This window comes from Enterococcus sp. E4-223 (genome assembly GCF_035727065.1).
Classification (GTDB): Bacteria; Bacillota; Bacilli; order Lactobacillales; family Enterococcaceae; genus Enterococcus_B; species Enterococcus_B faecium.
In genome coordinates this window covers 101,199-125,665 of record NZ_JAPMLH010000006.1, presented here as the reverse complement: position 1 = coordinate 125,665, position 24,467 = coordinate 101,199, and the positions used below count along the sequence as shown (strand labels likewise).

The window sequence follows — 24,467 nt, the reverse complement described above, 5'->3', positions numbered from 1 at the left end:
TTAACCTCCATTCATCAGCAATAACTGACTTTTCTTTTCTGTAGACAAAATAAAAACAACTGAAAGAATAAAATCAATGAAACTAAAGAAAAAAATATTAAAAAGATATTTAGGCTCTCTTTCTATAAGAAAAAGGAAGATTACACTTGTCGTCCCCCATTTGATGAGGTTCATCATGAAGAAATCTTTATACGTTTCAAAGAGCGAATAACCACTTGAACGAAAGATAGCGATTTTCCGACAATTGTAGACAAAATATATGCATAACATGACATAGCTCAACAAGAAGAAAGAAAAGAAAGTGAGTAAAAATATCTGTATCAAGTAATGAAATGATCTGCTTAACACTTTGACAGCTATCTCTTCAGTCTGAGTATACGGAAATGATAACTGCAAGTTATCACGTAACTGACTTTCTTCAATCAGCTCAAATAACCTTTCTTTCGACAAAGAGCCTATCTTGATCTTTAACGGTGGATAGATTTCTCCGCTGAGAATATTTCTTTCCCAATACGTACTGTTTTTCAATGTCAGTATTTCAACAACCGGATAATGTTCGATCCAGGGGATAGAAGGAATAAATGTATAAATGGGCTGATTGTTTTTTATAAATAGAAATTCCGGTTCTTTTTCACTGATTTCTTGATAATATTCTGTTATTTGCGCCAGGTCATTTTTTAAATCTGTATGTCTATATCGTTCAGGGATCAATATAACAGGGTGCGTTTCTTCTTCGGTTATTTGGATCAACCTTCCAGAGACATCAATCAAAGGAAATTTCTTAAGATAATTCAGATTTATTTTTATCCCTCTGCCAAACTGTTCATTTTCTTCATTCAAGTAATCTGATACATTGACTAATATACTTCCGTTTTTATTCAAAGTTTCATATAATTCCTGATCTGCTACTGATGCAAAACGATTGGAATAAATAAAATCCACGTGGTTTTTCCCGATGGTTACTGGATAAAATACATGATAGTCCTCACCAGCGATTTCTTTTGGTGGTTCATGGGAAACAGCTAACTGTGAAGAAGAAAAAACGATAGTTGCTAATTCGACATTGGCAACGGTCAAAAGAAGAGAAAACAACAATCCAAATGTAAAAAGAATGTATTGGATATAGTTGAACGCTTCTCTTAACGAAGCGATTTTTTCAACTAATAAAAGAGAAATCAAAGAGATACCATATATTCCGCTGAACAAGAAAACGTACATCTGGAACAAATAAAGAAATTGCTCCTTATAATACATAAAAATAAAACCACCAATGATTCCTGCAATTATGAATGTAATAATGATTTTCTTTTTCCCCAATAAACACCACAATACTTGATGTAATGAAAAGCCATTATTCAACAATAAACTGATTTCTTTATTCATCAATAAGAAAAAGGATGATAACAAAAGGAATAAAAGAATCAATCCAATAGTTAAATACACTCGATAATTATATAAGTCTGTACTTGAAATAACCGAATACGAATAGCTATTTTCAAAGTCTTCAAAAATATTAGTGGCATAATCAGTGTGAAATGCTTGATTGAATCGTTCCACAAATAGTGAAATGAACCGTTCATAGGCTTCTTTTTCTCTCGTCATCAAGAAAAATTCACCTTCAAAATCTTTTATTTTGATCGATTCTTCAATGGACGTTACGCGAAAGGAGGTATTAGAATAGGGTACCTTCTCGTGAGAAGATTTGACATCCCCTTGATAATACAATGTCATTTCAAGCTTTGGCTGTATCTTGAAGTTCCAAGATGTATCTACTTCATTGGATTCATTTACTGTTTTTTTCATATAAGAAAGCTCAGTTTCTGATGAGACATTTTCAAATACCATGATTAGCTGCTCATATTCTTCTTGCCCAATAAAATGTTGTGGCAATCGAATCGGAGTATAAGTATCTGTTTGATGGAAAAATTCATTTGTCCGATAGAGTACCTGTTTATTTATACTAACCAAGGCAAAACCACTCATGATACCGGTCACTATGATTGTGAGTAAAACTGTGAACTTTTTTTTGATTATCACCACTCTCCCTTACTTAAATGATTCTTTGATAAAATCATACCGTTTTTCATCAAAAAAACGTATCTATCAAGTGTATAGGTCATGTAGAATAAATCTATATACTGTAGAATCGAAAGGAGAAGAAGATGAACATCGGAGAAAAAATACGAACTTACCGCAGAAATTGTAAGCTTACGCAAAAAGAATTAGGCGAAAAAATTGGTGTTTCCGATAAAACGATTTCTAGTTGGGAAAATTCTCGTACAATGCCAGACCTTGAAATGCTGTCACTTTTACATCAGACTTTAGGTCTGCCGATTGATTTTCCTTCTATTGAATCAGCTACCGAATCAATAGAACCAACATTGCCAGACGAACCTCTTGTTATCAAGAAATCTTATTCATCAAAACAACCCTTCTCACTCAAAAAGACACTATCTTTCTTTCTGCTCGTCTTTTGTTTGGTCTATCTTTTTCTTATCAATTATCAATACAAAAATGAAACGATTGATCGATTCAATCCTTTTTTGAAACCACAAATCGGCTATACCACACTCCCTGTAGGATACGTGGACAATTCCATCGAACATTAGGTATGTAATGATATCTTTGGTCATGGTACATGGCTCTCTTTTCACGCTGGAGAGGTAGAAAAAGGTAAGAATCATGCTGTAATCAAACACAAAGGAAAACACGTCATGAACGTTCGCCTGCTCTCTTGGGAAGCCATTCCCTCAGATTACCAAGAAATCCTCAGCCAAGACTATGACGACGCCTTAAAAAGAACCCCTCAGGAGCCAGATAGGCATTAAGTAGGAGATGAACGTAGAGATAGAACAATGCACATGATCTTATCAAAAAAAACAAGGGTACAAATTAATTGAAAAAGCTTTGAGATGAAAGTTCCTAAATAAAAAAGTTCAGAATGATAGGTAAAAAAAATGACTAACTATTCTAGTATTAGGCTATTTGTATTATTCTTCTGTTATTTTTCTATCAAAAAATCCAGAAATAACTAAATATAGGTATTTCTGGCTTATAGTATAATATTTACGCCACAGCCCCCAATGATTCTTTTTGGAATCATAATCAAGGACGAACATACACAAAAATATTTTGCCCATTCGATCCGAATAGATTAACGACTAATCTAGTAAGTAATATAGATTGGTACGTAGTCAAACCAGCAAATGGAAAAGTTGTCTATTCCACCCCAAGGGCTTTAAAGACAGCATCTTCCGGCGTTTGATAAAAAATCAAATTAAAGGTACCCATTAATTCTGGGGGTACAGTTCCAATATCAGCAGCGCTTATCATAGGTACAAGTACTTTTTTCGCTCCGGCATCTTTTGCTACTTGTAAACAGTTAGCTAAATTATCTACCTTAATCATAGATCCACCAATTGTAATATCACCTAAAATAACTAAACTTGGTAATACAGGTTTGTTTAAGGAAACTGAACATAAAGCTATTATAGTTGGTAACGATAATGTTTTTGTCATACCAATGCCATTCATATCTTGGACATGTACGACAAAGTCTTTTGTCGTCAAACTAATAGACTGACTAACACTTCCATAATTAGCTCTTAAATATCGGTATGCCGAATCCATCGCTTCTCTTGCTCCAGCATCTGAATTGATCCCAGTACGTTCAAACTTACCATTTCCCGAAGTCATTTGCGTTTCCAATTTATAGGTACCTAATTGCCCAGTTTTGCCATAAGATACCGTGTACAAATGCCCTGGCTTTCCTAACCCTTCTGGAATCAAAGTTCCTCCACCTTGTTCAGGAACAGAAACATACTCTTCTCGCTCTTCTTCTAAATCAATGTATGAAAAATTGACATCATAAAATTCCATTCCACCAATTTTCTTTAATTGTTCTTTTACACGACGACGCATTTCAAGAGCAAATCTTAGTATTTCTTCAACATCACTTTTTTCAAATCTACCATCAGGATACAACAGTTTCATCATCCCAGATACAATCCGACGAACTGCAATAGTATCCCGCTGATTTAATTGAGAACCAAGTTTGAAATATTTATCAAAACTATCCCCAAAACTAACTTTTCGAAGCTCACGCATGACTTCAGAAAAATAATCTGTAATGAAGCCATAGTCATTTGTAAAAAAGTCTGGTCGATATTTAGGAATTTCCCACCCTGGTAAATAACAATGCATCCGATCCAAAAAGGCTGAATCCGTCCCCATAACCTCCGGAAATGGCTCAAATAAATTCGAAGTTTTCAATATTACATCAACGCTTTGATTAATATTTCCTACAAAAGCCATTGATGCTGAAGCATTCTTTTCTTCTTTGCCTCTAGCAAAAGATCCTGAAGCCATGTAATCTTTCATGATTTGAACGCCATCATTATCCTTAAATTTAATCCCAGCAACTTCGTCAAAAGCAACACAGTCCCACATACCTACAAGTCCCATTGTACGACTAGCCATATTATAGAAAAGGTTTGCTACTGTTGTTTGTCCACCTGAAACAAGGATTGAGTTTGGTGAAATTTCTTTATATACATGCGATTTACCTGTACCACGTGGTCCTAGTTCACAGAGATTAAAATTATTTTCAATTAATGGAATAAGTCTTGCTAAATGAAGCCATTTTACCCTTTTATTAAATTGTGTAGGTTCCATACCAATGGACCGTAGAAGTAAGTCAATCCATTCATCTGTAGTAAACTCTTTGCGAGCCATCTTGTAAGCCTCAATATCTAAACCAGGCATTTGGATTGGATCAACCTTTTTTGCAATAAAAGGGCTATTCCAACGATCATTCTCGTCATACCAATATTCCATCGAAACAATACACCAGATTCCCCCACCTAATAATCGATCAAATTTTTTCGGATATTCTTCACTAATTTGAACATTTTTTAATCCGAGGTTAGAGAATTCTGCTTCATAGCAATCTTTCTTTTCATTTAAATGTACAGTTACTTTATCAATAACTGTATAGCCACCCAATTCACGAATTTTAGCTTTTACTTTTTCTGCTTCATCAGGACGCACATAGTTTCGAGCAAGTATATTTTTAACATTTTCTACACCTTTTTCAACCAATGTTTCATCCAATGACGAAGCATACATACCAAGTAAATATTCCAATACATAAACAGGTACATTCGCACCTTCTTTAATTTTCTTTGTTAAATCTTTTCTGACAATCTTTCCGGGAAAGAATTCAGATAACTTTAAAATTTCCTGTTGTTCCACTAGAATTCCTCCATGTGTTCAGTCATTATAATAGCAATTAAAGTATATCATATTTAACCAGTAGGCTTGATAATACAAAATAAAAAGAGGTTGTGAAAGAAGTGGGCAGCTTCAAGAAATAAGAAAGAATTTACGAAAATTGCTTCTCAAATTTTTGTGAAATTTCCGAAGAAGCTACTTCTGGAACACCGTTTATTCGGAAAAAGGAGCTGCGACAAGACTTTTGTCACAGCTCCCTCGTTTTTATATATCAAAATCAAATGATTCTGCAAAAGGATTATCTATAATGAATTTTATTCGCTCGGTCAAATCATTTTTTTGATTTTTTATCACTAAATAATAAGTATCTTCAACTGTATATCGACGATTTACAAATTCAAAAACAAATTTAGTAAACCGCTGATTCGCATCTTCTGCTTTTGAATCCGCAACATAGATTTCTTCATTTGAGATACGTTCACCATGTTCATCTTCAAAATAAAGCCAGAAAGATACTGGGTCATAAACATCACTAATTGCATTTTTTTGATAGAATTCTAACGTGGTTGATAATCCTGTAATTCTGCGGTTGCTAGTCATTAATTCAATTGCTACTGGTTCCTTTGCATTGCTACCTTTGGCTACCGTAATTTCTAGAACAGGGACTAGCATTTCTTGAATAGATGACCCTCCATGAACGTAGTTTTGTCCCCCGCCAGCTTTCTTAAAAATACTTGAAGTAACCGGGACACAAATGTTTCTAGTGTCATCATTTCCTAAAGAATCTCCCAAAGAGTAATTTTTCGTACCAATTATTTCGTATTCTTCTTCACTAAGAATAAAACGACGTTCTACACGATCTTTTTCATTTCTAGATGGATTTTCAATCTTATCTACTTCTTCAACGTGGCTTCTTTTATAAATAAATCCATGATCAGCCGTAACTATAAAACGATAGATACTTCCATCATTATGCAAGCGATTAATAAGTCGGGAAATTTCGCTTATCGCTAAATCACAGGCATCAAAAACTCGATTTTCATTCGAGTGATCACCTGTTCTATCCACTTGATCGTGATAAATATAAATGACTGATTTGCCATTAAATACTTCTCGTATCTCAGCCTTATTCATCTTAACCACATCATCATAATTTAAAGCTACAGCATTTGCATCTCGTTGCTGGAGAATCGCATTTCGATTGGATAAACCATTCGTTTTTTTCCCATCAACCAGTACTTCTGTTCCTTCATTGTAAGTTAGTTGATTGTTTGGTAATAAGGCGGCTTTACCGAATTCAGTAACTGAAGGTAATACAGAAAGAAAGCTAGCCATATTTGTTGAATACTTCTTTTCTCTAACTAACTTACGTTCTAAATTCATCCCTAACTCATATCGAAAAGCATCTGAAATAATAACTACAGTTTTAACAGAGCGTTTCATTACGGCTTGATTATAAAATTTCCGAATGGATGGACGATTCTTAAATTCAAAAGTTTGATTCCAAATTTGTCCTGATTGATCAAGAAACTTCGAATAATTTGCTTCAACTAATCGATACAATTGGTCATATTTTTGCTTTTCTTCTATATGATCACTATTCCAAATAAATTTCCGATAATGCGTATCAATCCAATACATTTCCTTCTCATATTGAGTTAGCAAATTATCCATGTTCATCAGCAAGCATAATCTGTTTTTATCCACAAGATAATAAGCATGTTTCAATAATTGATACTCGTAAATATAATCCGATGCGAAATGCATTTTTTCACGCTGCTTTAAACTATCAAAAATTGTTTGTCCTGCAATTTTCGTTGTAGTGTCAGAAGCCTTTAATCGTTCTGCATAAAACATTAATATTTTTGCATGAATCTCAGAAAATACGTCTGCTTCAATTAGATCATCAATTTCTATACTGTCTAATAATCCATCACCATCAATAGTCTGATATACTTTTTTAGATAGCTGTTCAAAGCTTTCCACGTAACGTGTATCATTCATAAACTGATCCATGAAAGTAATAATGTTTGCTTTCAAATGGAGTATTTCAAATCCTTTGAACTTCTTCGGCATCTCTTGATCAATTTGATAATAAAAATAGTTCAAATAAAGACACATCGTCAACTTTTCCAATGTAGGCTGGCTATCCGTAAAGCCAAATTTTATTTGAATAAATTCCCAAAATTTAGCTGTTAACTGATACTTATCAAGTTCCTTTAAAGGATTCTCCCTACTTTCTGTAAAGCTTTTTAGAACTACACGCAGTAAGTCATTTAATCGAATACTTTTCGATTTCAACAAAACAGCCATTATCATTAATTCAATCGTTTCCGATTTATTAATTGTCATATGCGTACTAAATTCACCAAAACTTCTCATGCGATCCTTTGCATTAAAGAAATTACGATACTGTTTAACTGTCTGATGAAATCTAAGTGGAATAGCCAATTCATTCATGATAATCGCTAAGCGGTCTGCACTAAATTCCTCTGAATAGTTCAATACACTCAACAAATGATTATCTTCATCTTTATCATCCCAACGAGGAAATGGCGCATAGATTAAATAGTTAGTTTCGGGATCTTCATATTCTAATAAACGCTTGGTTTTAAATTGTGCGTCCTTTTCTAATCGATAGATTTTTGCATTTTGAATGACCAATGAGTCAATTTCTTCAAGAAAATCCTGATTTGAATCAAACCAAAAAATGATTTTCCTACGTCCATAATTAGGAAAACGTTGATTTAATTTTTCTTCAATTTGTTGCGTATTTATATCTGTCATCAATCTCACCTAATCGTTCTCTTTCTATACCCCTTATATTGACATAATTTGGATAATTTCGCACGCAATTTAAGAATAAAAAAGAAAGTTGTTAGAAAACAACTGGCTCTATAATTTCTAGGACCGACAGAAAATTCTATCAGTCCTAGAAATTATAGAGCCGAAAATTGGGCTTACTTTTGCCTGCCTAAATATGAAAAAACTAGTAAAAATCAAAAAAATTAGAGCAAGAAAGGAGTGTTTTTCTAAAGAAAAACAGAGCTATTTCTCTTTTATTCTTGAAATCATACATATAAAAAAGACAAACCTCATTTTTACATAAGGTTTGTCTACAATCTGAACCACCCGTGTGAACGGGTGGTTTGTTCTGCGGCTGAAAGCCTTTTTTACCGGCCTAAGCCTGAAAGGCTTACCGAACCGGTTCCCTCTTGCACCACATTTACTCGCTGCTTCTCAAAGAAGCCCTTAGTGTTTCTTACGATTTTTTTCTCCAGTAAACGGATCAACTTCTTCAAACAATGTAAGCTGATCCGCTACGTGGTCTTCTCTTAATTGATTACGAATATATTCTGCAATTTTTTCCTTGTTTCGTCCTACTGTGTCCACATAATATCCTCTACACCAAAACTTTCTATTTCCATAACGATATTTGAGTTCTGCATGTCTATCAAAAATCATTAGACTACTTTTTCCTTTTAGGTAACCTAAAAATTGAGAGACACTTATTTTTGGTGGGATACTGACTAACATGTGTATATGATCTGGACAAGCATTTGCTTCTAAAATCTCAACGCCCTTTCTTTCGCATAATTCACGTATAATCTCTCCAATACTTGCTTTGTATTTGCCATAAATGATTTGGCGGCGATATTTCGGAGCGAACACTATATGATACTTACATTTCCAAACTGTGTGTGATAAACTTTCTGTAGCCTTTTTCATAAAAAGGTACCTCCTAAACTTTTTGATGTGGTGGTCGGGAAACCTACTTCATCTTATCAGTTTAGGAGGCTTTTTTTATACCTCGCTGGAAGCTTTCCGGAACCACCTGCATAGCAGGTGGTTTTCAAAACACACAAAAACATCAAAGCTAGTAACTTTTACTAACTTTGATGTTCATAGATGACCTTATCAGTCCGATTTGACAAAGAACCAAACAACTTTCTTAGATAACTATTTTTTTGGTTCTTTGACCCCTTTTGCCAAAATTTGGAATTTCTCGCCGGTTTTAGGATCACGCTGCAACTTATCATAGTTGACAATCACACCATCATCTAAGTCTAATTCAATTCGTTTTAATGCTAAGTGACCCAACTTCTCGTCATACTCACGAACTTCTTTTAATTGCTTCTGAATCTTTGCAATTTCTTTTGTCATTGCATTTCTTTCTTTTGGGTTATCACTTGTTGAAATTTGCTGCTGACGCAATTCGATTCGATTGTCATACGCTTTTTGTAATTCATGTAGGTATTCAGTACGTACTTTTCCTAATTGATCTGGTGTATAGCGATGCAAGTACATTAACGCTTTAAAGCCATTTTGTTTTCCTGAGTCCAATTGCCAATAAATTGGTCGATTGGAGTATGTTTTTAAATGGTCTTTGTAAAAATCTTTTACAAAGTAACGACGAATAATTTCTCGACTTGTCCCTTTGCCACCTAAAGTGTCAGCGATAAACTGGAGATTTTCTTCAAGAGTTTCTTTACCAAAAGTAATCTCAACGAAATCAATGAAACGATTGACAATGTCAATTTGGCTATCTTTGAAATACTCATCATCGGTGATGAGTAAAACATTATCAGCATCAGGTTTAAATTTTTGATAGCGAGAAGGATCCCATTCTCCACCGGCGTAGATGAGACCATCTTCGTCTATGGAGTAGCGACCAAATATAACACCCATACTGTACGAAATAAAAGATTTTATTTCGCTTTTGGTGGTTCCTTTTCTTAATCCAACATCTGAAGAGTTAACTGAATATGATAACTCACTATTCAGTCCATACTCATTTATAACCCAGACGTTCAAATATTCTTCGTTTTCTATCGCTACTTCTATATTTTTAACGCAATCCTGTTCTAAATCCTTGATACTTTGTCGTAAAATATTATCTTTAAAAATATTTTTTAATAATGGATGTCTATTAAAATTCCATGATAGTTCATAAGAATCCCAATCTTTTTTATATATGTCTACTAAGTTCTCTGATATTTTATCTATATCAATTGAATTTATTACTTTAATTGGAAATCTTTTAAAATCTCCAACCCCCAGTGAAATTGTTGGATTTAAAATATTTAAGATATAATCTCCAACTTTACTGTTCACCACTGCTAAAATATTCATCATAGATAAATGATTAGTACTAAATGCTGACATTCCTTTATTTCCATGAATACTTCCATATTCCCTATACCTCAAAGAAAACCTACTACTAGTAATTTCAGACCATGTTAAAGCTTCAAAAAAATAATGCTTAATATTCTGTGGACGCGACCTTACTTTCCCCTTATCATCAATAAAATTTTTTATTTCAGCTCCATTATTCTCCCAATTAACAATATAATCATAATTTCCATACCATTTTCTGTAAGATCCACCTTTATTATAAGGTGCCCATTTCTTACCAGAGTTGACAAAGCATTTTAAAGATTTTGCATTGAATTTTATTTTGTCAAACTCAACTTCCCACCATTCGCTCGATTAAATCCATTTGATCCTTTTCTAAACAGCATAGCGCCCATGCCAAATGCTGAAGCAAGCTGGCCATAGCCTTCTTTTAAACCAATATCCACGCCAAAGTAACGCATGACTGTTCCACTACCCTTTATTAGAACGAACACGGCACAGATATAAGCAATTGTTTTTATAAAAATATTTGTTGAGATACCTTGTCCTGAGTTCAGAAAATTGATAAACATAGCAAACATGGATAGTCCAAATCCTTGAAATCCAACAGTTAAGTAACATTGTAGAATATCTGATAGAACAACTTTTGAACGCTGTCCTGTCTCAATATCTGTTGCAAAAACAAGAACACCTAACACACGTTTAAATGCAAGTTCTAGTATTGCTGTAATAATGACAAACGCGCTAAACACGTATGCGATTGCCAACGCTGTCAACCCAATCGAAATTCCCCAAAGATTTGCTTGATAGCGATAATAGCCTGATTTCAAGCTATCAGAAAATGTTGATAAAAAGTTATCAGAAAACTTTGTGGCAACAAATTCATTATTAGAATTTTCAACTAATTCATAGCGAAGATTATCCGCAGCTGGATTTTCTTTTTCCAATTTATCAATCACTTTATTCGTCAACACTTGTGTGAGATCCGTCTGTTGAAAATTTTTTCGTGTTAACTTATTCCGATCCTCCGTTTTATCAATGCTTGAGTACTGATCTGTTTTATTAATATATGCCAAATCTGTTACTCCTTGTTTTATCAATGACCAAGCGACTCCGTCATCTGAATTTGTAATCGTAGTAGCATCATTGTAAAATATTTTGGAAAATTGAATACCGCTAGAAATCATCGTTGGCATTAAAAGAATTAATGCTACAGACATCACTATATTCATTGCAACAGATTTTAAATCTATTGTTCCTTTTCCAGTAATCATCTTGTAGCCAACAAACATCAATGAAAGGATCATTAATCCAACGACAATTGTATTCATGACTGATTGATAAACGTTATTTAGCCCTGTACTTTCAATAAAATTGAACAAATCTAGCACATCTGGAATCATATTTTGAATCGAATCAGTCACAGTAAACATACCTTTTACCACAGCCCATCCAAGCCAAAACCCAAACTGACTAAGGAAATCTCCATTGTGTTTTTTCAGGTAAGGTCTATAAAGAGAATTATTCAAAAACTCTGTTTGACTTTTTGTGTCATCAAACCAATTGAAAATGCTAGCTTCAACAATATTACTTGTAAAAACAACGCTAATCATTAAAACAAGTACACTGTGTGCTAACCAGTTTATTTTTCTACTAACGATTTTTTCTTTAATTGCTTTCATAGTTTTTCCCCTTCAGCCCATTTTCTAAGACTCTCAGAGAGCTGCTGAGCTATTTTTTGATTAATTATGACATGAGTTACACAATTGTCATTTTCAGCTCTTAAATCGAGAACTACTGTGTTGAAGCAGATACTCTCGATTAGTTCGAGAGTATCAGTGTTTTGATCAAGACACCAAATCTGATCTATTAGACGATTTTTAATCATGTTTTTTCTCCTTCTAACCAATTATGCATAGGGATTTTAGGTAACTCTTTAATTCCGAATGCTTTATTGAATTGATCTGTAGTCTCTATATTTTCTAAAAGCTGATTTTTATATCTAATTTGAAGTCCATTTAGAAAAAATTTTGCGTAATCGAATAGTCCTTCGTCTGTTTTCGCTTGAAAAACACATGCTTTATGTTGTGTTATAATGCATTGAGCGTTAAGATACTGAGTATTTTCATATAAAAATTCAATGATTTTTCTGATATCATCTATATATACATTAGCGTTTTTCAAATAGTGATACACTTGTAATAATTTTCGACCATCGTCATTATTTTCTTCATAAAGAACACTAACCTTAGTGTAAATTTCTTTTATATTAATATCCTCTTCTTCATTAATTGTATTATTAGATGTATTATCCTCTGTTAACTTTTCTTTGCTAGGGGTGTTAACTTTTGTTAGCGGGGTAGCTAACTTTTCTTTGTCAGGGGTGTTAACAATTCTTATAACTCTTTTATCTACCTCCTTCGAATTTTCTTTATATATAACTTCTCTCGAAATGTAGCCATTTGCTTCTAAAGATTTAAGCCATTTTTGAATAGATACCCTACTAACGCCGTATAAATCTTGAAAATACTGTGTTTTCGCCCAGCAAAATCCTTTTTCATTGCATAAAGCAGTGATTTCACCATACAAAAGCTTTGAACTTGTAATTAAGTCTCGGTCATATCTAACATTAGCGGGGATGATAGCATAGTAATTTCTTTGAATCTTTTGTTCATCACTCATATACTTTCTCCCTATCTTTAAAGTATGTTAAAATGTAGTCAAATAAAGTTTTCTTAGAACTTTATTCATTATCGAGTGTTCCCCTTCGTCTGCAAACTATCGGGAGCACTCTTTTTTATATATTTTTCAATTCTTTTCAATACTAAATTTGTTATTTCATCTTCTCTCAAAACTTTCACCTCTCTTCATTCGAGCAAACATAAACTCATTAACTGCCTTTTTCGAATAAAATTTTCTTGCCCCCAATTCAACCACAGGTAATCCCTCATTTCTTACAGCATTTTTTAAAAAGTTTTCGCTCACATTTAAGTATTCTGCCATTTCTTTTTGATTGAGATATTCCCTTGTCATACCAGCATTTTCTTGAGCCTTTTCAATAGCTTTTGTAGCAATTTGATAAAACTGCTTCAGAAACATTTCCTCCTGCTCTTCTGAGATCATTAATTTTATTGCTTCCACAAAAACCTCTCCTTTTTGATTGTTCTATAACTTCTCTACCTAAATAGTAATTTTTAGTAATGAGCAACAAAAAAATAATTACTAAAAATTACTATTTTATAATATCTTATAGAAATTCCATTGTCAACATTTTTAATAAATTTTAGTAAATGATAGCAATATATGTTACAATAAATCAGAAAAAGGAGGCTTAGTTATGAAACCTAATCTATCGTTAACTAGTGAACGTATTAGAAAAATTATCGAATCCAAAGGTCTGACATTAGAACGATTCGGTGATTTAATTGGAGACACACCAATAAGTTCCGTTAATAATTGGCTTAGAGGTGTGTCTTTACCCAATAAAAATAGGCTTTTAACAATTGCAAATATTGGAAACACTAGTGCAGACTGGATTAAATGGGGAACTTTGGAAGAATACATAGCTTCATACCTTATAGATTCAGGGTATGAGCTATATATTAAGGACTTCCCAGAGATACCTCACAAAGTCTTTAATGATATTCAAGAAAGATATAGTGATACGTTTTCGCTAGATAAAGACTATGAGTTATTGAATCCTATAATAAAAAATATATTTTCAAAATATTACTCAAAAGATTTTGAAATTTATCTAAATGAGATACTTGCTAATGATATCAATCCTCTTATCGAAGAGTATGCTAGTCAAAAACACTCTATCTCTAAAGAGCTATTTTTCAAAAGAGCCAACAGTAAACTTCAAGATAAGATAAGAAATGGGGATTTCAAATACGGTGAAAAAGAAATACTGATTGATTCTTCAAAACAGCTATTAAACGAAATGGACTTAGCCTATCAAGATATTTCACAGTATTCATCTGTCGAGGATTTCTTTTATAAAATTACTAAAAACCAATTTGAAACAGAAAAATTTATTTCTGATCTTAGCAAAAAATACAATTTCCCATATGAGAAAAATAGTATAGTCGCAAAATTTCTAACTAATAATCACGATAAATTTAAAAGCAATTGATTCTTCAAATAACTTCTCTACCTGCAATCATGAAGTAAAGAGAGAATCAAATGGCCACATTTTTTAGTTATAAATTACAAAATGGCGAAAAATATTGGGGATTTGAAACTTATTTAGGAAAAGATCCCAAGACTGGAAAAGATATACGTACAAAGCGTAGAAGATTCAAATCAAAAGCTGAGGCACAAATAGCACTTAATAGACTACTTGTAGACTTTAAAGAAAAACAAGAGTTTAAAATCAATGTTACAACTTTTCAAGAGTTATATGAATTATGGATTGATAACTACAGAACGAGAGTAAAACCATCTTCCGTTGCCGTTGCTCAACGTTTTTGCAAGAACCATATATTACCTGCTTTTGGGGAATTACGATTGGATAAAATAAGTGTTAGTTATTGTCAAAAACAGGTTAATGAATGGCACAAAACATTAAAACAATATGGTTTCTTGAGAAAAACAACTGCTCAAATATTTAAATTTGGAGTAGCAATGGAAGTCTGTAAAGATAATCCTATGTCTAAAACATTGCTTCCAAGAAAAATTGAAGAAGAACAACCCTTGAAGTTTTATACGAAAGATCAATTACAACTATTTTTAAAGAATACTAAAGAAAATAATTCAGTTAAACTGTACACTTTTTTCCGTTTATTAGCTTATACAGGAATGCGTAAAAGCGAGGCATTGGCGCTTCAATGGGAAGATATAGACTATTTCAATAAAACAATAACAATTGGTAAAACTATCGCTCAAGACGAGTTTAATCAAGTAGTTCTACAAGTACCTAAAACTAAAAATTCATCAAGAACGATTCAGCTTGATGATTTTACACTTAAACAACTGCGTATTTGGCAACAAGAACAAATGAAAATAATGATCTTATATGGCTATAACACGAATTCACCAAAGCAGTTTCTTTTCACTACAAACACAAACAAGCTGTACTACCCCCAAGTAGTAAACGATTGGTTAGACTGGATTTACAAAAAGACACCGATGGAGCCTCAAATTACTCCACATGGATTTAGGCATACCCACTGTAGCTTATTGTTTGAAAGTGGTGCGTCGATAAAAGAAGTACAAGAACGATTAGGTCACAAAGATATTAAAACTACCATGAATATCTATGCTCATGTCACACCACAATCTATTAAGAAAACAGGTGACCGATTTGCAAAATTTATGGGCGAATAATTCCAAACGTAGCCAAAAACGTAGCCAACTATTAAAATGCAAATAAAAAAATGCTCGAAACGCTTTAATATCAACGTTTCGAGCAATGAAATAGTTATTATCCAACAGACCCTTCCATCTCATAACTGATCAATCGGTTGAGTTCGACTGCATATTCCATTGGAAGTTCTTTGGTGAATGGTTCAACAAAGCCCATGACGATCATTTCAGTTGCTTCAGATTCGGTCAGGCCTCGGCTCATCAGATAATAGAGTTGTTCTTCTGAGATTTTTGAGACTTTGGCTTCGTGTTCTAAAGAGACTTGGCTGTTGTGGATCTCATTAAATGGGATCGTATCGGATTTCGACCATTCGTCCATGATGATTGTGTCACATTCGATATGAGAGATCGAACCCGCACTGTTTTTGGCGAAGGTTACTTGTCCTCGATAGTTTACTTCGCCGCCGTCTTTTGAGATTGATTTAGAGACGATAGAGCTAGATGTATTTGGTGCATTATGGATCATTTTTGCACCCGTATCTTGGATTTGGTTTGCTCCTGCAAAGGCGATGGAGAGCATGGTGCCTCGTGCGCCTTTTCCATCTAAGTAAACACTTGGGTATTTCATCGTTGTTTTTGCACCTAGGTTTCCGTCAATCCATTCAACGGTTGCGCCTTCGTATGCTTTTGCTCGTTTGGTTACTAAGTTGTACACATTGTCTGACCAGTTTTGGATCGTTGTGTAACGGCAATACGCATCTTTTCTTGTAAAGATTTCTACGATGGCGGCATGCAGGCTGTTACTTGAATAAGTAGGTGCCGTACAACCTTCGACATAGTGGATGCTTGCTCCTTCGTCAACGATGATCAGCGTACGTTCGAATTGCCCCGTGTTTTCCGCATTGATCCGGAAGTAAGTTTGTAATGGAACATCGACTTTGACACCTTTTGGCACGTAAATAAAGGTGCCACCTGACCATACGGCTGAATTCAGCGCTGCTAATTTGTTGTCAGTTGGCGGTACAAGTTTTGAAAAGTACTCTTTGAACAATTCAGGGTATTCTTTCAAAGCAGAGTCAGTGTCAGTAAAGACGATTCCTAACTTTTCGAATTCATCTTTCATATTATGGTACACGACTTCTGATTCATATTGTGCGGAAGCACCGGCTAGATAAGCTCGTTCTGCTTCTGGGATACCAATCTTTTCAAATGTATCTTTGATTTTTTCTGGTACGTCTTCCCAGTCACGAGCGGGTTTGTCACTTGGTTTTTGGTAATATTTGATGGCATCGAAATCGATGTCTGAAAGGTCGGGGCCCCATGTTTGCATTGGCATTTTGTTAAATGTTTCTAGAGATTTCAGACGGAATTCAAGCATCCATTCTGGTTCGCCTTTGATTCTTGACATCTCACGGATCACTTCTTCTGTCAAGCCTTCTCCTGTACTGAAAACCGGTTCGACATCATCGTGAAACCCGAATTTATATTCTTCTAATTCTGGTACGCCCATGTTCTCACTCCTCTTCCTTGTGGTAATGATGGAAAGCTGCGGTACCATCGTTTTCCATTGCTTTTCCTAGTGCTTTCCAGGCAAGTGTCGCACATTTGATCCGAGCTGGAAATTTAGCTACACCACCAAGCATAGCAGCATCGCCTAATTGGTCGGGATCTTTGACTTCTTTTCCTTGGACAAGCTGTAGAAAGTCTACAGTTAAATGTTCTGCTTCTTCTATTGATTTTCCGATGACGGCGTCTGTCATCATCGAGGCACTTGCCGTACTGATGGAGCAGCCACTGCCGTCAAAGGCGATATTTTTGATGATTCCGTCTTTTACATCGACTTGCAATTCGATCACATCTCCACATGTGGGGTTGTTCAATTCGATCTTACTTGTCGAGTCAGTCAAGCTTCCACGATGATGCGGATGGGAAGAATGATCCAAGATCACTTGACGGTATAAATTGTCTAATTTAGATAGTCCCATGCTGGAAAAACTCCTTTGTTGCCATGATTGCTTCAACTAAACGGTCGGCGTCTTGCGTTGTGTTGTAGAAATAAAAGCTCGCGCGAGCAGTCGCTGATACTTCAAGGTACTTCAATAGCGGTTGCGCACAATGATGACCTGCTCTGACGGCTACCCCTTCCATGTCTAAAGCTGTCGCGACATCATGGGGATGTAACCCATCCAAATTGAATGCAACGACTCCTGTCCGAAAATTCGGGTCTTGTGGACCATAAACAGTCAATCCATCAATTGCTTGTAATTTTGGCAACACATAAGCGGCTAGTTCTTCTTCATATCGATGGATATTGTCCATACCGAGTTTTTGCAAATAATCGATTGCATGGCCTAATGCGATAGCGCCGGCGATATTTGGTGTCCCTGCTTCGAATTTCCAAGGTAGTTCTTTCCATGTACTGTCGTATAATTCGACAAAATCGATCATTTCGCCACCAAATTCAACAGGTTCCATTTCTTCTAACCATTTTCGTTTACCATATAAAACACCAATACCTGTTGGTCCGCACATTTTGTGTCCGCTGAAAGCAAAGAAATCACAGTCTAGTGCTTGGACATCAATGGCCATGTGCGGGACAGATTGAGCACCATCTACTACGATGACCCCGCCGTTTTCATGGACAAGTTCAGCTAATTCTTGAACAGGATTGATGACACCTAAGACATTGGATACATGAGCAATGGAGACGATTTTGGTTTTGTCCGTAATCTTTTTCGCTGCATCCTCCATATCCAGGAAGCCTTCTTCTGTTAGTTCGATATATTTCAAGACAGCACCTGTTCGTTTTGCCAACTGCTGCCACGGGATAACATTAGAATGATGTTCCATGTAAGAGAGCACTATCTCGTCTCCTGCTTTGATATAGCGGTCGCCGAAGCTTCTGGCTACCCAATTCAAGCTTGTCGTCGTACCACGAGTAAACAGCACTTCTGCTGTTTCTTTTGCATGGATGAACGCCCGTACTTTTTCTCTTGCTTGTTCATAATCATGGGTCGCGCGTTCTGCTAACGTATGGACACCGCGATGAACATTGGCGTTATCGTGTTCGTAATAGTGCGCTAATGCCTGGAGTACTTGTTTTGGCTTTTGGGTCGTCGCTGCATTATCCAGATAAACTAAAGGTTCATCATTGACGTCTTGAAATAAGATAGGAAAATCATTGCGTAGCTTTTTAGCATCGATCATCCATTCAACTTCCCTTCAATTACTTCGACTAATTCTTTCCGAACTTGTTCTACAGGGATTGCTGTTAAGACAGAACCGAGGAATCCTCGAATCACTAAGCGCTCTGCTTCTTCTTTATGCAATCCTCTACTCATCAGATAGTACATTTCTTCTGGATCAACTCGTCCTACACTGGCAGCATGTCCAGCAGTTACTTCGTTTTCATCGATCAAAAGAATAGGATTCGCATCACCACGTGCTTTATCAGAAAGCATCAAGACACGACTTTCTTGTTGGGCATCTGCACCTTTTGCCCCTTTCAAGATGTGGCCGATACCATTAAAGGTCAATGTTCCTTTTTCTCGGATCACTCCGTGTTGCAAAATATGCCCGATCGTATGAGGGGCTTTATTGGTTACTCGCGTATCGATTCCTTGGATTTGTCTGCCCGAGCTGATTGCCACGATTTTGACTTCTGCGTGTGCACCTTCTCCTGCTAAATCTGAGTCAAAGTCAGCGATCACATGACCGTCATTCATGACACCAATTGCCCAGTCGACAGAAGCATCTCGTAAAATGTGCCCACGGCGATTCATATAAGAAGTAATATTTTCTCCTAATTGATCTACGGCTGAATATTTGATTTTTGAACCAGCTTTAGCGATGACTTCCACGATGATATTACCTGATGATTTTGCTACTTGTTCTTTGGTTGTCTGGAAACGTTCCAGATAAGAAAATTCACTATGTTCATCTGCCACGATCAACACATGCTTGAAGAAGTGATCATCGGATGCGCCATCTTGAATGAATAAGGACTCGAGTGGTTCATCGATCACGACATTTTTAGGCACATACAGGAAAATACCGCTGTTCATAAAAGCTACATGGAGTGCAGTCAATTGGTCTTCGTTCATGTTTACTGCTTTTTTCATATAATATTCTTGGACTAGTTCTGGATATTCGATCATTGCAGTGAACAAGTCGGTAAAAATGACTCCTTTTTCTGCTAATTCCACAGGCAGTTGTTCAAAAATCGTCCATGAACCTTGTTGGACAAGCACAGGATTATCTTTCATTGCATCAAATGCCGGAATCGTGCCTGTTTCACTGATGGTTTGTGTTTCTTTCACATCGAATAACGACCAGCGATGGAATTTCACCCGATCGATATGCGGCAATGGCAGTTCATCTGCTTTCGTTAGTGCGTCTTGACGGAAGGTTCTCATCCAATCAGGTTCGCCTTTACTTAAAGAAAAATCATTTACCGCGTCAAGATAATCGAGCCAGTTTTTTTCTTTCATTCTTGCTCCCCCTTACGCTTCTTCTTCTTTATAGTCGATTCCTAATTCTTTACTGATACCAGCGTAGCCTTCTGCTTCCAGACGTTTAGCTAGGTCAGCATTCCCTGTCATGACTATTCGGCCTTCCATCATGATGTGAACGACATCAGGTGTGATATAGTTCAATAATCGTTGATAGTGGGTGATGATCAATGCACCGAAATTGTCTCCGCGCATTTCATTTACTCCTTTAGCAACGACTTTCAAAGCATCGATATCCAGACCTGAATCGATTTCGTCTAAAATTGCAAATGTTGGTTCTAACATCAACAATTGCAGGATCTCATTCCGTTTCTTTTCTCCGCCAGAAAAACCTTCGTTCAGATAACGTTCAGCCATTTCTTCTGGCATATTTAGTAAAGCCATTTTTTCATCTAACTTTTTCAAAAATGCCATAACAGAAATTTTGTCGTTTTCATCACGTTTCGCATTGATCGCTGCACGCATGAATTCCGCATTCGTGATACCTGGTATCTCACTTGGATATTGCATAGCTAAAAATAAGCCAAGTCGCGCACGTTCATCTACTTCCAAGTCTAAAACATTTTTCCCGTCAAACAAAATTTCGCCTTCTGTTACTTCATAGTTTGGATTGCCCATGATAGCGGCAGATAAGGTAGATTTTCCTGTGCCGTTAGGTCCCATGATGGCATGGATTTCTCCGGTTTTCATTGTTAGGTTTACGCCTTTAAGGATTTCTTTTTCCTCGATCGACACATGTAGATTTTTTATTTCTAAGACAGACATGCATTATACCCCCAAATTCTCTTTCGTTCTCACTCATTTTAGACTAATTGAGAATGAAGCGCAATGACCTTCCTTACTAAAATCAAATATCTTTTATTTATTATTAAACAATTTTGATTTCTAAATTAGAATAGGTATAAAAAAGATGAGAAATAAGCCATTACAGACTTATTTCTCATCTTTTTTGTTCCATACCTTATTTTGCATCAGCCTTTACTGGTTTAACAGAGCCGCCCCATTTGTCTGTGATCCATTCTTGGACTTCTTTGCGGTGAAGCACTTCAATCAGTTTTTTGATTTTGTCACTGTCTTCATCACCTTTACGAGTCGCAATAATATTCACGTAAGGAGAGTTGTCCTTTTCAAGCAATACGGCATCTTCTAATGGATTCAACCCTGCGCCGTAAGCGAAGTTTGCGTTGATTGCAACTAGGTCACCTTCATCATTTTGGTACGTAGAAGCTAAAAGTGATGGGTCGATCGTATGGTTGAACTTCAAGTTCTTAGGGTTTTCTTCAATATCATCGAATGTTGCTGTTTCCAGATCTACTCCATCTTTGACTTTGACTAAGCCAGCATCTTGTAGAATTGTGATGATGCGTCCCCAGTCTGATTCAGAATTTGAAGTAATGATTGTTGCACCATCTTTTAATTCGGAAACATCTTTGACTTTTTTAGAGTACAAGCCCATTGGTTCGATGTGGACAGCACCGGCATTGACAAAGTCATATCCTTTTTCTTTGATTTCTTTGTTCAAATAAGGAATATGCTGGAAGTAATTGGCATCAATGTCGCCTTCTTCCAAAGATTGGTTCGGTAATACATAGTCATCGAATTTGACGATTTCAAGATCGATTCCTTCATCTTTCAATAATGGTTTCACATGTTCCAAAATCTCTGCGTGCGGTGTCGGTGAAGCGCCGACTTTCAATGTCGTGTCGTCTGCTTTATTTGCTGAATCTTTGCTGTCGCTGTTGTTACCGCATGCTGCTAATCCTACAGTCAGCAAAAGCGCTGCTGCAAATCCAAAAATTTTCTTTTTCATATCCTACATCCCCCTATATCCTATTATCTTTTGTCTGTTTTCTTAGTTAAGAAATCACCGATTCCTTGAACGATAAATACGATTAGTAAAATAATTAAAGTCGCAACGAATGTCACTGTTAGATTACCACGCTGGTAGCCTTCCTGCCAAGCAAGACCTCCAAGTCCACCTGCGCCGATCGCGCCGGCCATCGCAGTAAATCCGATCATCGAGATCGTTGTAACTGTTAATCCAGAAATCAATGCGGGAATACTTTCAGGTATCAAGACCTTCCAGATGATTTCCCAGTAACTTGCTCCCATTGCATCTGCTGCTTCCAGTACACCAGGGCTGACTTCACGAAAAGCAATCTCTACTAGACGGGCATAAAATGGTGCTGCGGATAAAACAAGAGCTGGAATGGCTGCTTGCGCACCTAGCATAGTGCCTACGATTGCTTTAGTAAATGGAATGATCAAAACCATCAGGATCATAAATGGCGTTGACCGGAAAATATTACTGATGATCGATACGATTCCATAAATGATTCGAGCATACGGTTTGTTTTTGCGTCCAATAGAGTAAAGGATCAATCCCAAAACTAATCCGATGATCGTCACTAAGACCATTGAGATTAATGTCATATATAGTGTATCAAGGATAGCCTGATTCATCGTTTCCGGGTTGATTTGTTTAAAATCTAGATATGTTTCTGAAAAGCTTTTATCCACGATGGATCACCTCAATTCCTACTCCTTGTTCTTTGATGAACACTTCTGCTTGATCTAATTCTTTGGTTTCACCAGTCATCAAGACAGTCAATGAACCAAAGGAACCTTCTTTCACTTGTTTGATCTTTCCATACACAACGTTGACATCGATGTTATAGCGTCGAATCGCTTGGGAAATGACTGGCTCGTTGGCATTTCTTTCGCTAAAGGTCAAAGTTGCCAAACGGCCGCTTGGATTTTCTTTGATGAGTTCAGCTAATAGTTCTGTCGAATCAGCTTCTGGTTCGATGTCTTGTTGTACAAAGCGTTTGGTTACTTCTTTTTTCGGTTGTCTGAAGACAGTCAATACGTCTCCTTCTTCTACGACTTTCCCCAACTCCATCACAGCGACTTTGTTGCAGATTTTGCGGATCACATTCATTTCATGTGTGATCAAGACGATGGTCAAATTCAATTTCTTATTGATCGCTAACAATAAGTCTAATACTTCTTCTGTTGTTTGCGGGTCCAATGCGCTAGTAGCCTCATCACAAAGCAGGATCTCAGGATCATTTGCCAATGCTCGTGCGATACCGACGCGTTGTTTCTGTCCGCCGGAAAGTTGTGAAGGATATGCTTGTCCGCGTCCTTCTAACCCGACTAAACGCAACAGTTCTTCTGCCCGTTCTTTACGTTTGCTCTTTGGTACGCCAGCTAATTCCAGCGGCAGCTGGATATTTTCAAGTACAGTTCTTGACCATAACAGGTTGAAATGCTGGAAGATCATACCGATTTTCTTTCGGAATGTACGTAATTCTTTGTTTTTTAATTTTGTAATATCTTGATCGTTTACGATCACTTCGCCGCTCGTGGGAAGCTCAAGTCCATTCAGGAGACGGACTAATGTACTTTTTCCTGCGCCAGAATAGCCGACGATTCCATAAATATCCCCTTTTTCAACGTTTAGTGAAACGTCATTGACGGCTTGGATGTTTCCGTTTTTCCCATTGAATGTCTTTTTGACATTCGTTAGTTGGATTAATGACATGCCATTCACATCTTTCTCTTATGATTTTTCAAACAAAAAAGCCTTCGCCCTCTTGCCTTAAGCAAAAGGACGAAAGCTTGAACTTCCGTGTTACCACCTTGATTTACCGTTACTTCGCAATAACAGCCTCTTCCAGTACTTGGACTTAGCTTCTTTCCGTATACTGTCGCGCTGTAACGGGCACTCCCGTAGTAAGTTTGCTTACGCTCGCTTACTCTGCTCTAAGACCATCTTCCATCTCATTTTCGTTACCCATTTTCAGCAAACAGGGCTCTCTTCAAACGTCCGTGACATGTACTCTTCTTTTCAAAGCTTTCTCGTTTCATATAGGATTGCTTATGATTATAGCAACTGGAAGAATCAGTGTCAACTTTTTTCAAGTGATTTTCTGATTTTATAATTCGTCAAATTCTTTTGGATCAACATCTTTGAAACTTAAGATCCACGCATTCATTTCATCTGAATCATTCAAGATATTGATATCTTCACCGATTTTATCATTAACAGAAGAAACTGTACCCGTTAGCGGGCTGGCAAATTCATTGACCGCTTTTTCCGCTTCAACTTCGATCAGAGGTTCATCTTTTTTTAGCGATTGTCCTGCTTTTGGCAGATTGGCAAACGTGATGTCTCCAAGTTCTTCTTGCGCTTCATTTGTCAAACCAACACAGTATTCTTTTCCATTAAATAAGATCCAAAGGTTGTCCTTTTTCTTCAAATGCTTGCCTGCCATT

At 36.2% G+C, this 24,467-nt stretch carries 19 protein-coding genes, 3 pseudogenes and 1 other annotated feature; of the genes and pseudogenes, 4 read left to right on the top strand and 18 right to left on the bottom strand.

The window, feature by feature from the left end; translation table 11 throughout:
• Window positions 1–2,037 (bottom strand): DUF1430 domain-containing protein, encoded by a 2,037-nt coding sequence (locus OS139_RS09625; RefSeq protein WP_002331639.1) that lies wholly within the window; start codon window positions 2,035–2,037, stop codon window positions 1–3.
• Window positions 2,038–2,162: 125 nt separating this feature from the next.
• On the opposite strand from OS139_RS09625, the pseudogene OS139_RS09620 reads away from it, so the two are divergent.
• Window positions 2,163–2,828 (top strand): annotated as a pseudogene (locus OS139_RS09620) (helix-turn-helix domain-containing protein).
• Window positions 2,829–3,219: 391 nt separating this feature from the next.
• Here OS139_RS09620 and brxL read toward each other — a convergent pair.
• Entirely contained in the window at window positions 3,220–5,253 is a 2,034-nt protein-coding gene (gene brxL / locus OS139_RS09615; protein WP_002327393.1) for a protease Lon-related BREX system protein BrxL, read from the bottom strand.
• Window positions 5,254–5,496: 243 nt separating this feature from the next.
• A complete protein-coding gene (pglZ, locus tag OS139_RS09610; RefSeq protein ID WP_325066898.1) occupies window positions 5,497–8,019 on the bottom strand; it encodes a BREX-1 system phosphatase PglZ type A in 2,523 nt (840 codons plus the stop codon).
• A gap of 157 nt (window positions 8,020–8,176) precedes the next feature.
• Here pglZ and OS139_RS13690 point away from each other — a divergent pair.
• Window positions 8,177–8,341: pseudogene (locus tag OS139_RS13690) on the top strand (IS5/IS1182 family transposase); the annotation flags it as partial.
• A 143-nt stretch (window positions 8,342–8,484) separates the two neighbouring features.
• Here the strand turns inward: OS139_RS13690 and tnpA are convergent.
• The 6 genes and pseudogenes from tnpA to OS139_RS09580 form a co-directional block, all read right to left on the bottom strand.
• Window positions 8,485–8,961 carry an IS200/IS605 family transposase gene (gene tnpA / locus OS139_RS09605; protein ID WP_002327395.1) on the bottom strand — a complete coding sequence of 159 codons (477 nt, stop codon included), beginning with the start codon at window positions 8,959–8,961 and terminating at the stop codon, window positions 8,485–8,487.
• Between the two features lie 231 nt (window positions 8,962–9,192).
• Window positions 9,193–10,689: a BREX-1 system adenine-specific DNA-methyltransferase PglX gene (pglX, locus tag OS139_RS09600; protein WP_149031635.1), complete on the bottom strand. Its 1,497-nt coding sequence runs from the start codon at window positions 10,687–10,689 to the stop codon at window positions 9,193–9,195.
• Window positions 10,690–10,709: 20 nt separating this feature from the next.
• Window positions 10,710–12,050 (bottom strand): annotated as a pseudogene (locus OS139_RS09595) (pLS20_p028 family conjugation system transmembrane protein); the annotation flags it as partial.
• Entirely contained in the window at window positions 12,047–12,256 is a 210-nt protein-coding gene (locus OS139_RS09590) for a hypothetical protein (protein WP_002331644.1), read from the bottom strand. The gene OS139_RS09590 and the pseudogene OS139_RS09595, both read right to left, overlap by 4 nt.
• Window positions 12,253–13,050: a helix-turn-helix domain-containing protein gene (locus OS139_RS09585; protein WP_002331645.1), complete on the bottom strand. Its 798-nt coding sequence runs from the start codon at window positions 13,048–13,050 to the stop codon at window positions 12,253–12,255. Before OS139_RS09585 ends, OS139_RS09590 begins: the two co-directional genes overlap by 4 nt.
• Before the next feature lie 156 nt (window positions 13,051–13,206).
• Entirely contained in the window at window positions 13,207–13,509 is a 303-nt protein-coding gene (locus OS139_RS09580) for a helix-turn-helix domain-containing protein (protein WP_002313373.1), read from the bottom strand.
• 196 nt (window positions 13,510–13,705) lie between these two features.
• Between OS139_RS09580 and OS139_RS09575 the strand changes: the two genes are divergently transcribed.
• Together OS139_RS09575 and OS139_RS09570 are read left to right on the top strand one after the other, a co-directional pair.
• Window positions 13,706–14,503, top strand: a complete 798-nt coding sequence (locus OS139_RS09575) for a helix-turn-helix domain-containing protein (protein ID WP_002331646.1) — start codon at window positions 13,706–13,708, stop codon at window positions 14,501–14,503.
• A 50-nt stretch (window positions 14,504–14,553) separates the two neighbouring features.
• Window positions 14,554–15,696, top strand: coding sequence for a tyrosine-type recombinase/integrase (locus tag OS139_RS09570; protein WP_002295169.1), 1,143 nt, complete (start codon window positions 14,554–14,556; stop codon window positions 15,694–15,696).
• Window positions 15,697–15,793: 97 nt separating this feature from the next.
• Here OS139_RS09570 and sufB read toward each other — a convergent pair whose 3' ends face one another.
• From sufB to OS139_RS09525, 9 genes are all read right to left on the bottom strand, one after another.
• Entirely contained in the window at window positions 15,794–17,185 is a 1,392-nt protein-coding gene (gene sufB / locus OS139_RS09565) for a Fe-S cluster assembly protein SufB (RefSeq protein WP_002287686.1), read from the bottom strand.
• A gap of 4 nt (window positions 17,186–17,189) precedes the next feature.
• A complete protein-coding gene (sufU, locus tag OS139_RS09560) occupies window positions 17,190–17,660 on the bottom strand; it encodes a Fe-S cluster assembly sulfur transfer protein SufU (protein WP_002287684.1) in 471 nt (156 codons plus the stop codon).
• Entirely contained in the window at window positions 17,647–18,882 is a 1,236-nt protein-coding gene (locus tag OS139_RS09555; RefSeq protein ID WP_002331647.1) for a cysteine desulfurase, read from the bottom strand. Before OS139_RS09555 ends, sufU begins: the two co-directional genes overlap by 14 nt.
• Window positions 18,879–20,165: a Fe-S cluster assembly protein SufD gene (gene sufD, locus OS139_RS09550; protein WP_002331648.1), complete on the bottom strand. Its 1,287-nt coding sequence runs from the start codon at window positions 20,163–20,165 to the stop codon at window positions 18,879–18,881. Before sufD ends, OS139_RS09555 begins: the two co-directional genes overlap by 4 nt.
• 12 nt (window positions 20,166–20,177) lie before the next feature.
• Entirely contained in the window at window positions 20,178–20,951 is a 774-nt protein-coding gene (gene sufC, locus OS139_RS09545; RefSeq protein ID WP_002306034.1) for a Fe-S cluster assembly ATPase SufC, read from the bottom strand.
• 196 nt (window positions 20,952–21,147) lie between these two features.
• Window positions 21,148–21,996, bottom strand: coding sequence for a MetQ/NlpA family ABC transporter substrate-binding protein (locus OS139_RS09540; protein ID WP_002287678.1), 849 nt, complete (start codon window positions 21,994–21,996; stop codon window positions 21,148–21,150).
• Window positions 21,997–22,019: 23 nt separating this feature from the next.
• Window positions 22,020–22,706 carry a methionine ABC transporter permease gene (locus tag OS139_RS09535; protein WP_002287674.1) on the bottom strand — a complete coding sequence of 229 codons (687 nt, stop codon included), beginning with the start codon at window positions 22,704–22,706 and terminating at the stop codon, window positions 22,020–22,022.
• Entirely contained in the window at window positions 22,699–23,733 is a 1,035-nt protein-coding gene (locus OS139_RS09530; protein ID WP_002304234.1) for a methionine ABC transporter ATP-binding protein, read from the bottom strand. Before OS139_RS09530 ends, OS139_RS09535 begins: the two co-directional genes overlap by 8 nt.
• 62 nt (window positions 23,734–23,795) lie before the next feature.
• Window positions 23,796–24,052: a binding site (T-box leader), on the bottom strand.
• A 75-nt stretch (window positions 24,053–24,127) separates the two neighbouring features.
• A complete protein-coding gene (locus OS139_RS09525; protein ID WP_002291179.1) occupies window positions 24,128–24,466 on the bottom strand; it encodes a glycine cleavage system protein H in 339 nt (112 codons plus the stop codon).
• Between the last annotated feature and the right edge of the window lies 1 nt (window position 24,467).

Coding starts and splice junctions, on each gene's coding strand:
- sufD (WP_002331648.1), bottom strand. CDS start 20,165: ATGAAAGAAAAAAACTGGCTCGATTATCTTGACGCGGTAAATGATTTT.
- sufU (WP_002287684.1), bottom strand. CDS start 17,660: ATGGGACTATCTAAATTAGACAATTTATACCGTCAAGTGATCTTGGAT.
- sufB (WP_002287686.1), bottom strand. CDS start 17,185: ATGGGCGTACCAGAATTAGAAGAATATAAATTCGGGTTTCACGATGAT.
- OS139_RS09555 (WP_002331647.1), bottom strand. CDS start 18,882: ATGATCGATGCTAAAAAGCTACGCAATGATTTTCCTATCTTATTTCAA.
- OS139_RS09590 (WP_002331644.1), bottom strand. CDS start 12,256: ATGATTAAAAATCGTCTAATAGATCAGATTTGGTGTCTTGATCAAAAC.
- sufC (WP_002306034.1), bottom strand. CDS start 20,951: ATGTCTGTCTTAGAAATAAAAAATCTACATGTGTCGATCGAGGAAAAA.
- OS139_RS09570 (WP_002295169.1), top strand. CDS start 14,554: ATGGCCACATTTTTTAGTTATAAATTACAAAATGGCGAAAAATATTGG.
- OS139_RS09585 (WP_002331645.1), bottom strand. CDS start 13,050: ATGAGTGATGAACAAAAGATTCAAAGAAATTACTATGCTATCATCCCC.
- OS139_RS09530 (WP_002304234.1), bottom strand. CDS start 23,733: ATGTCATTAATCCAACTAACGAATGTCAAAAAGACATTCAATGGGAAA.
- OS139_RS09575 (WP_002331646.1), top strand. CDS start 13,706: ATGAAACCTAATCTATCGTTAACTAGTGAACGTATTAGAAAAATTATC.
- OS139_RS09525 (WP_002291179.1), bottom strand. CDS start 24,466: ATGGCAGGCAAGCATTTGAAGAAAAAGGACAACCTTTGGATCTTATTT.
- pglZ (WP_325066898.1), bottom strand. CDS start 8,019: ATGACAGATATAAATACGCAACAAATTGAAGAAAAATTAAATCAACGT.
- OS139_RS09540 (WP_002287678.1), bottom strand. CDS start 21,996: ATGAAAAAGAAAATTTTTGGATTTGCAGCAGCGCTTTTGCTGACTGTA.
- tnpA (WP_002327395.1), bottom strand. CDS start 8,961: ATGAAAAAGGCTACAGAAAGTTTATCACACACAGTTTGGAAATGTAAG.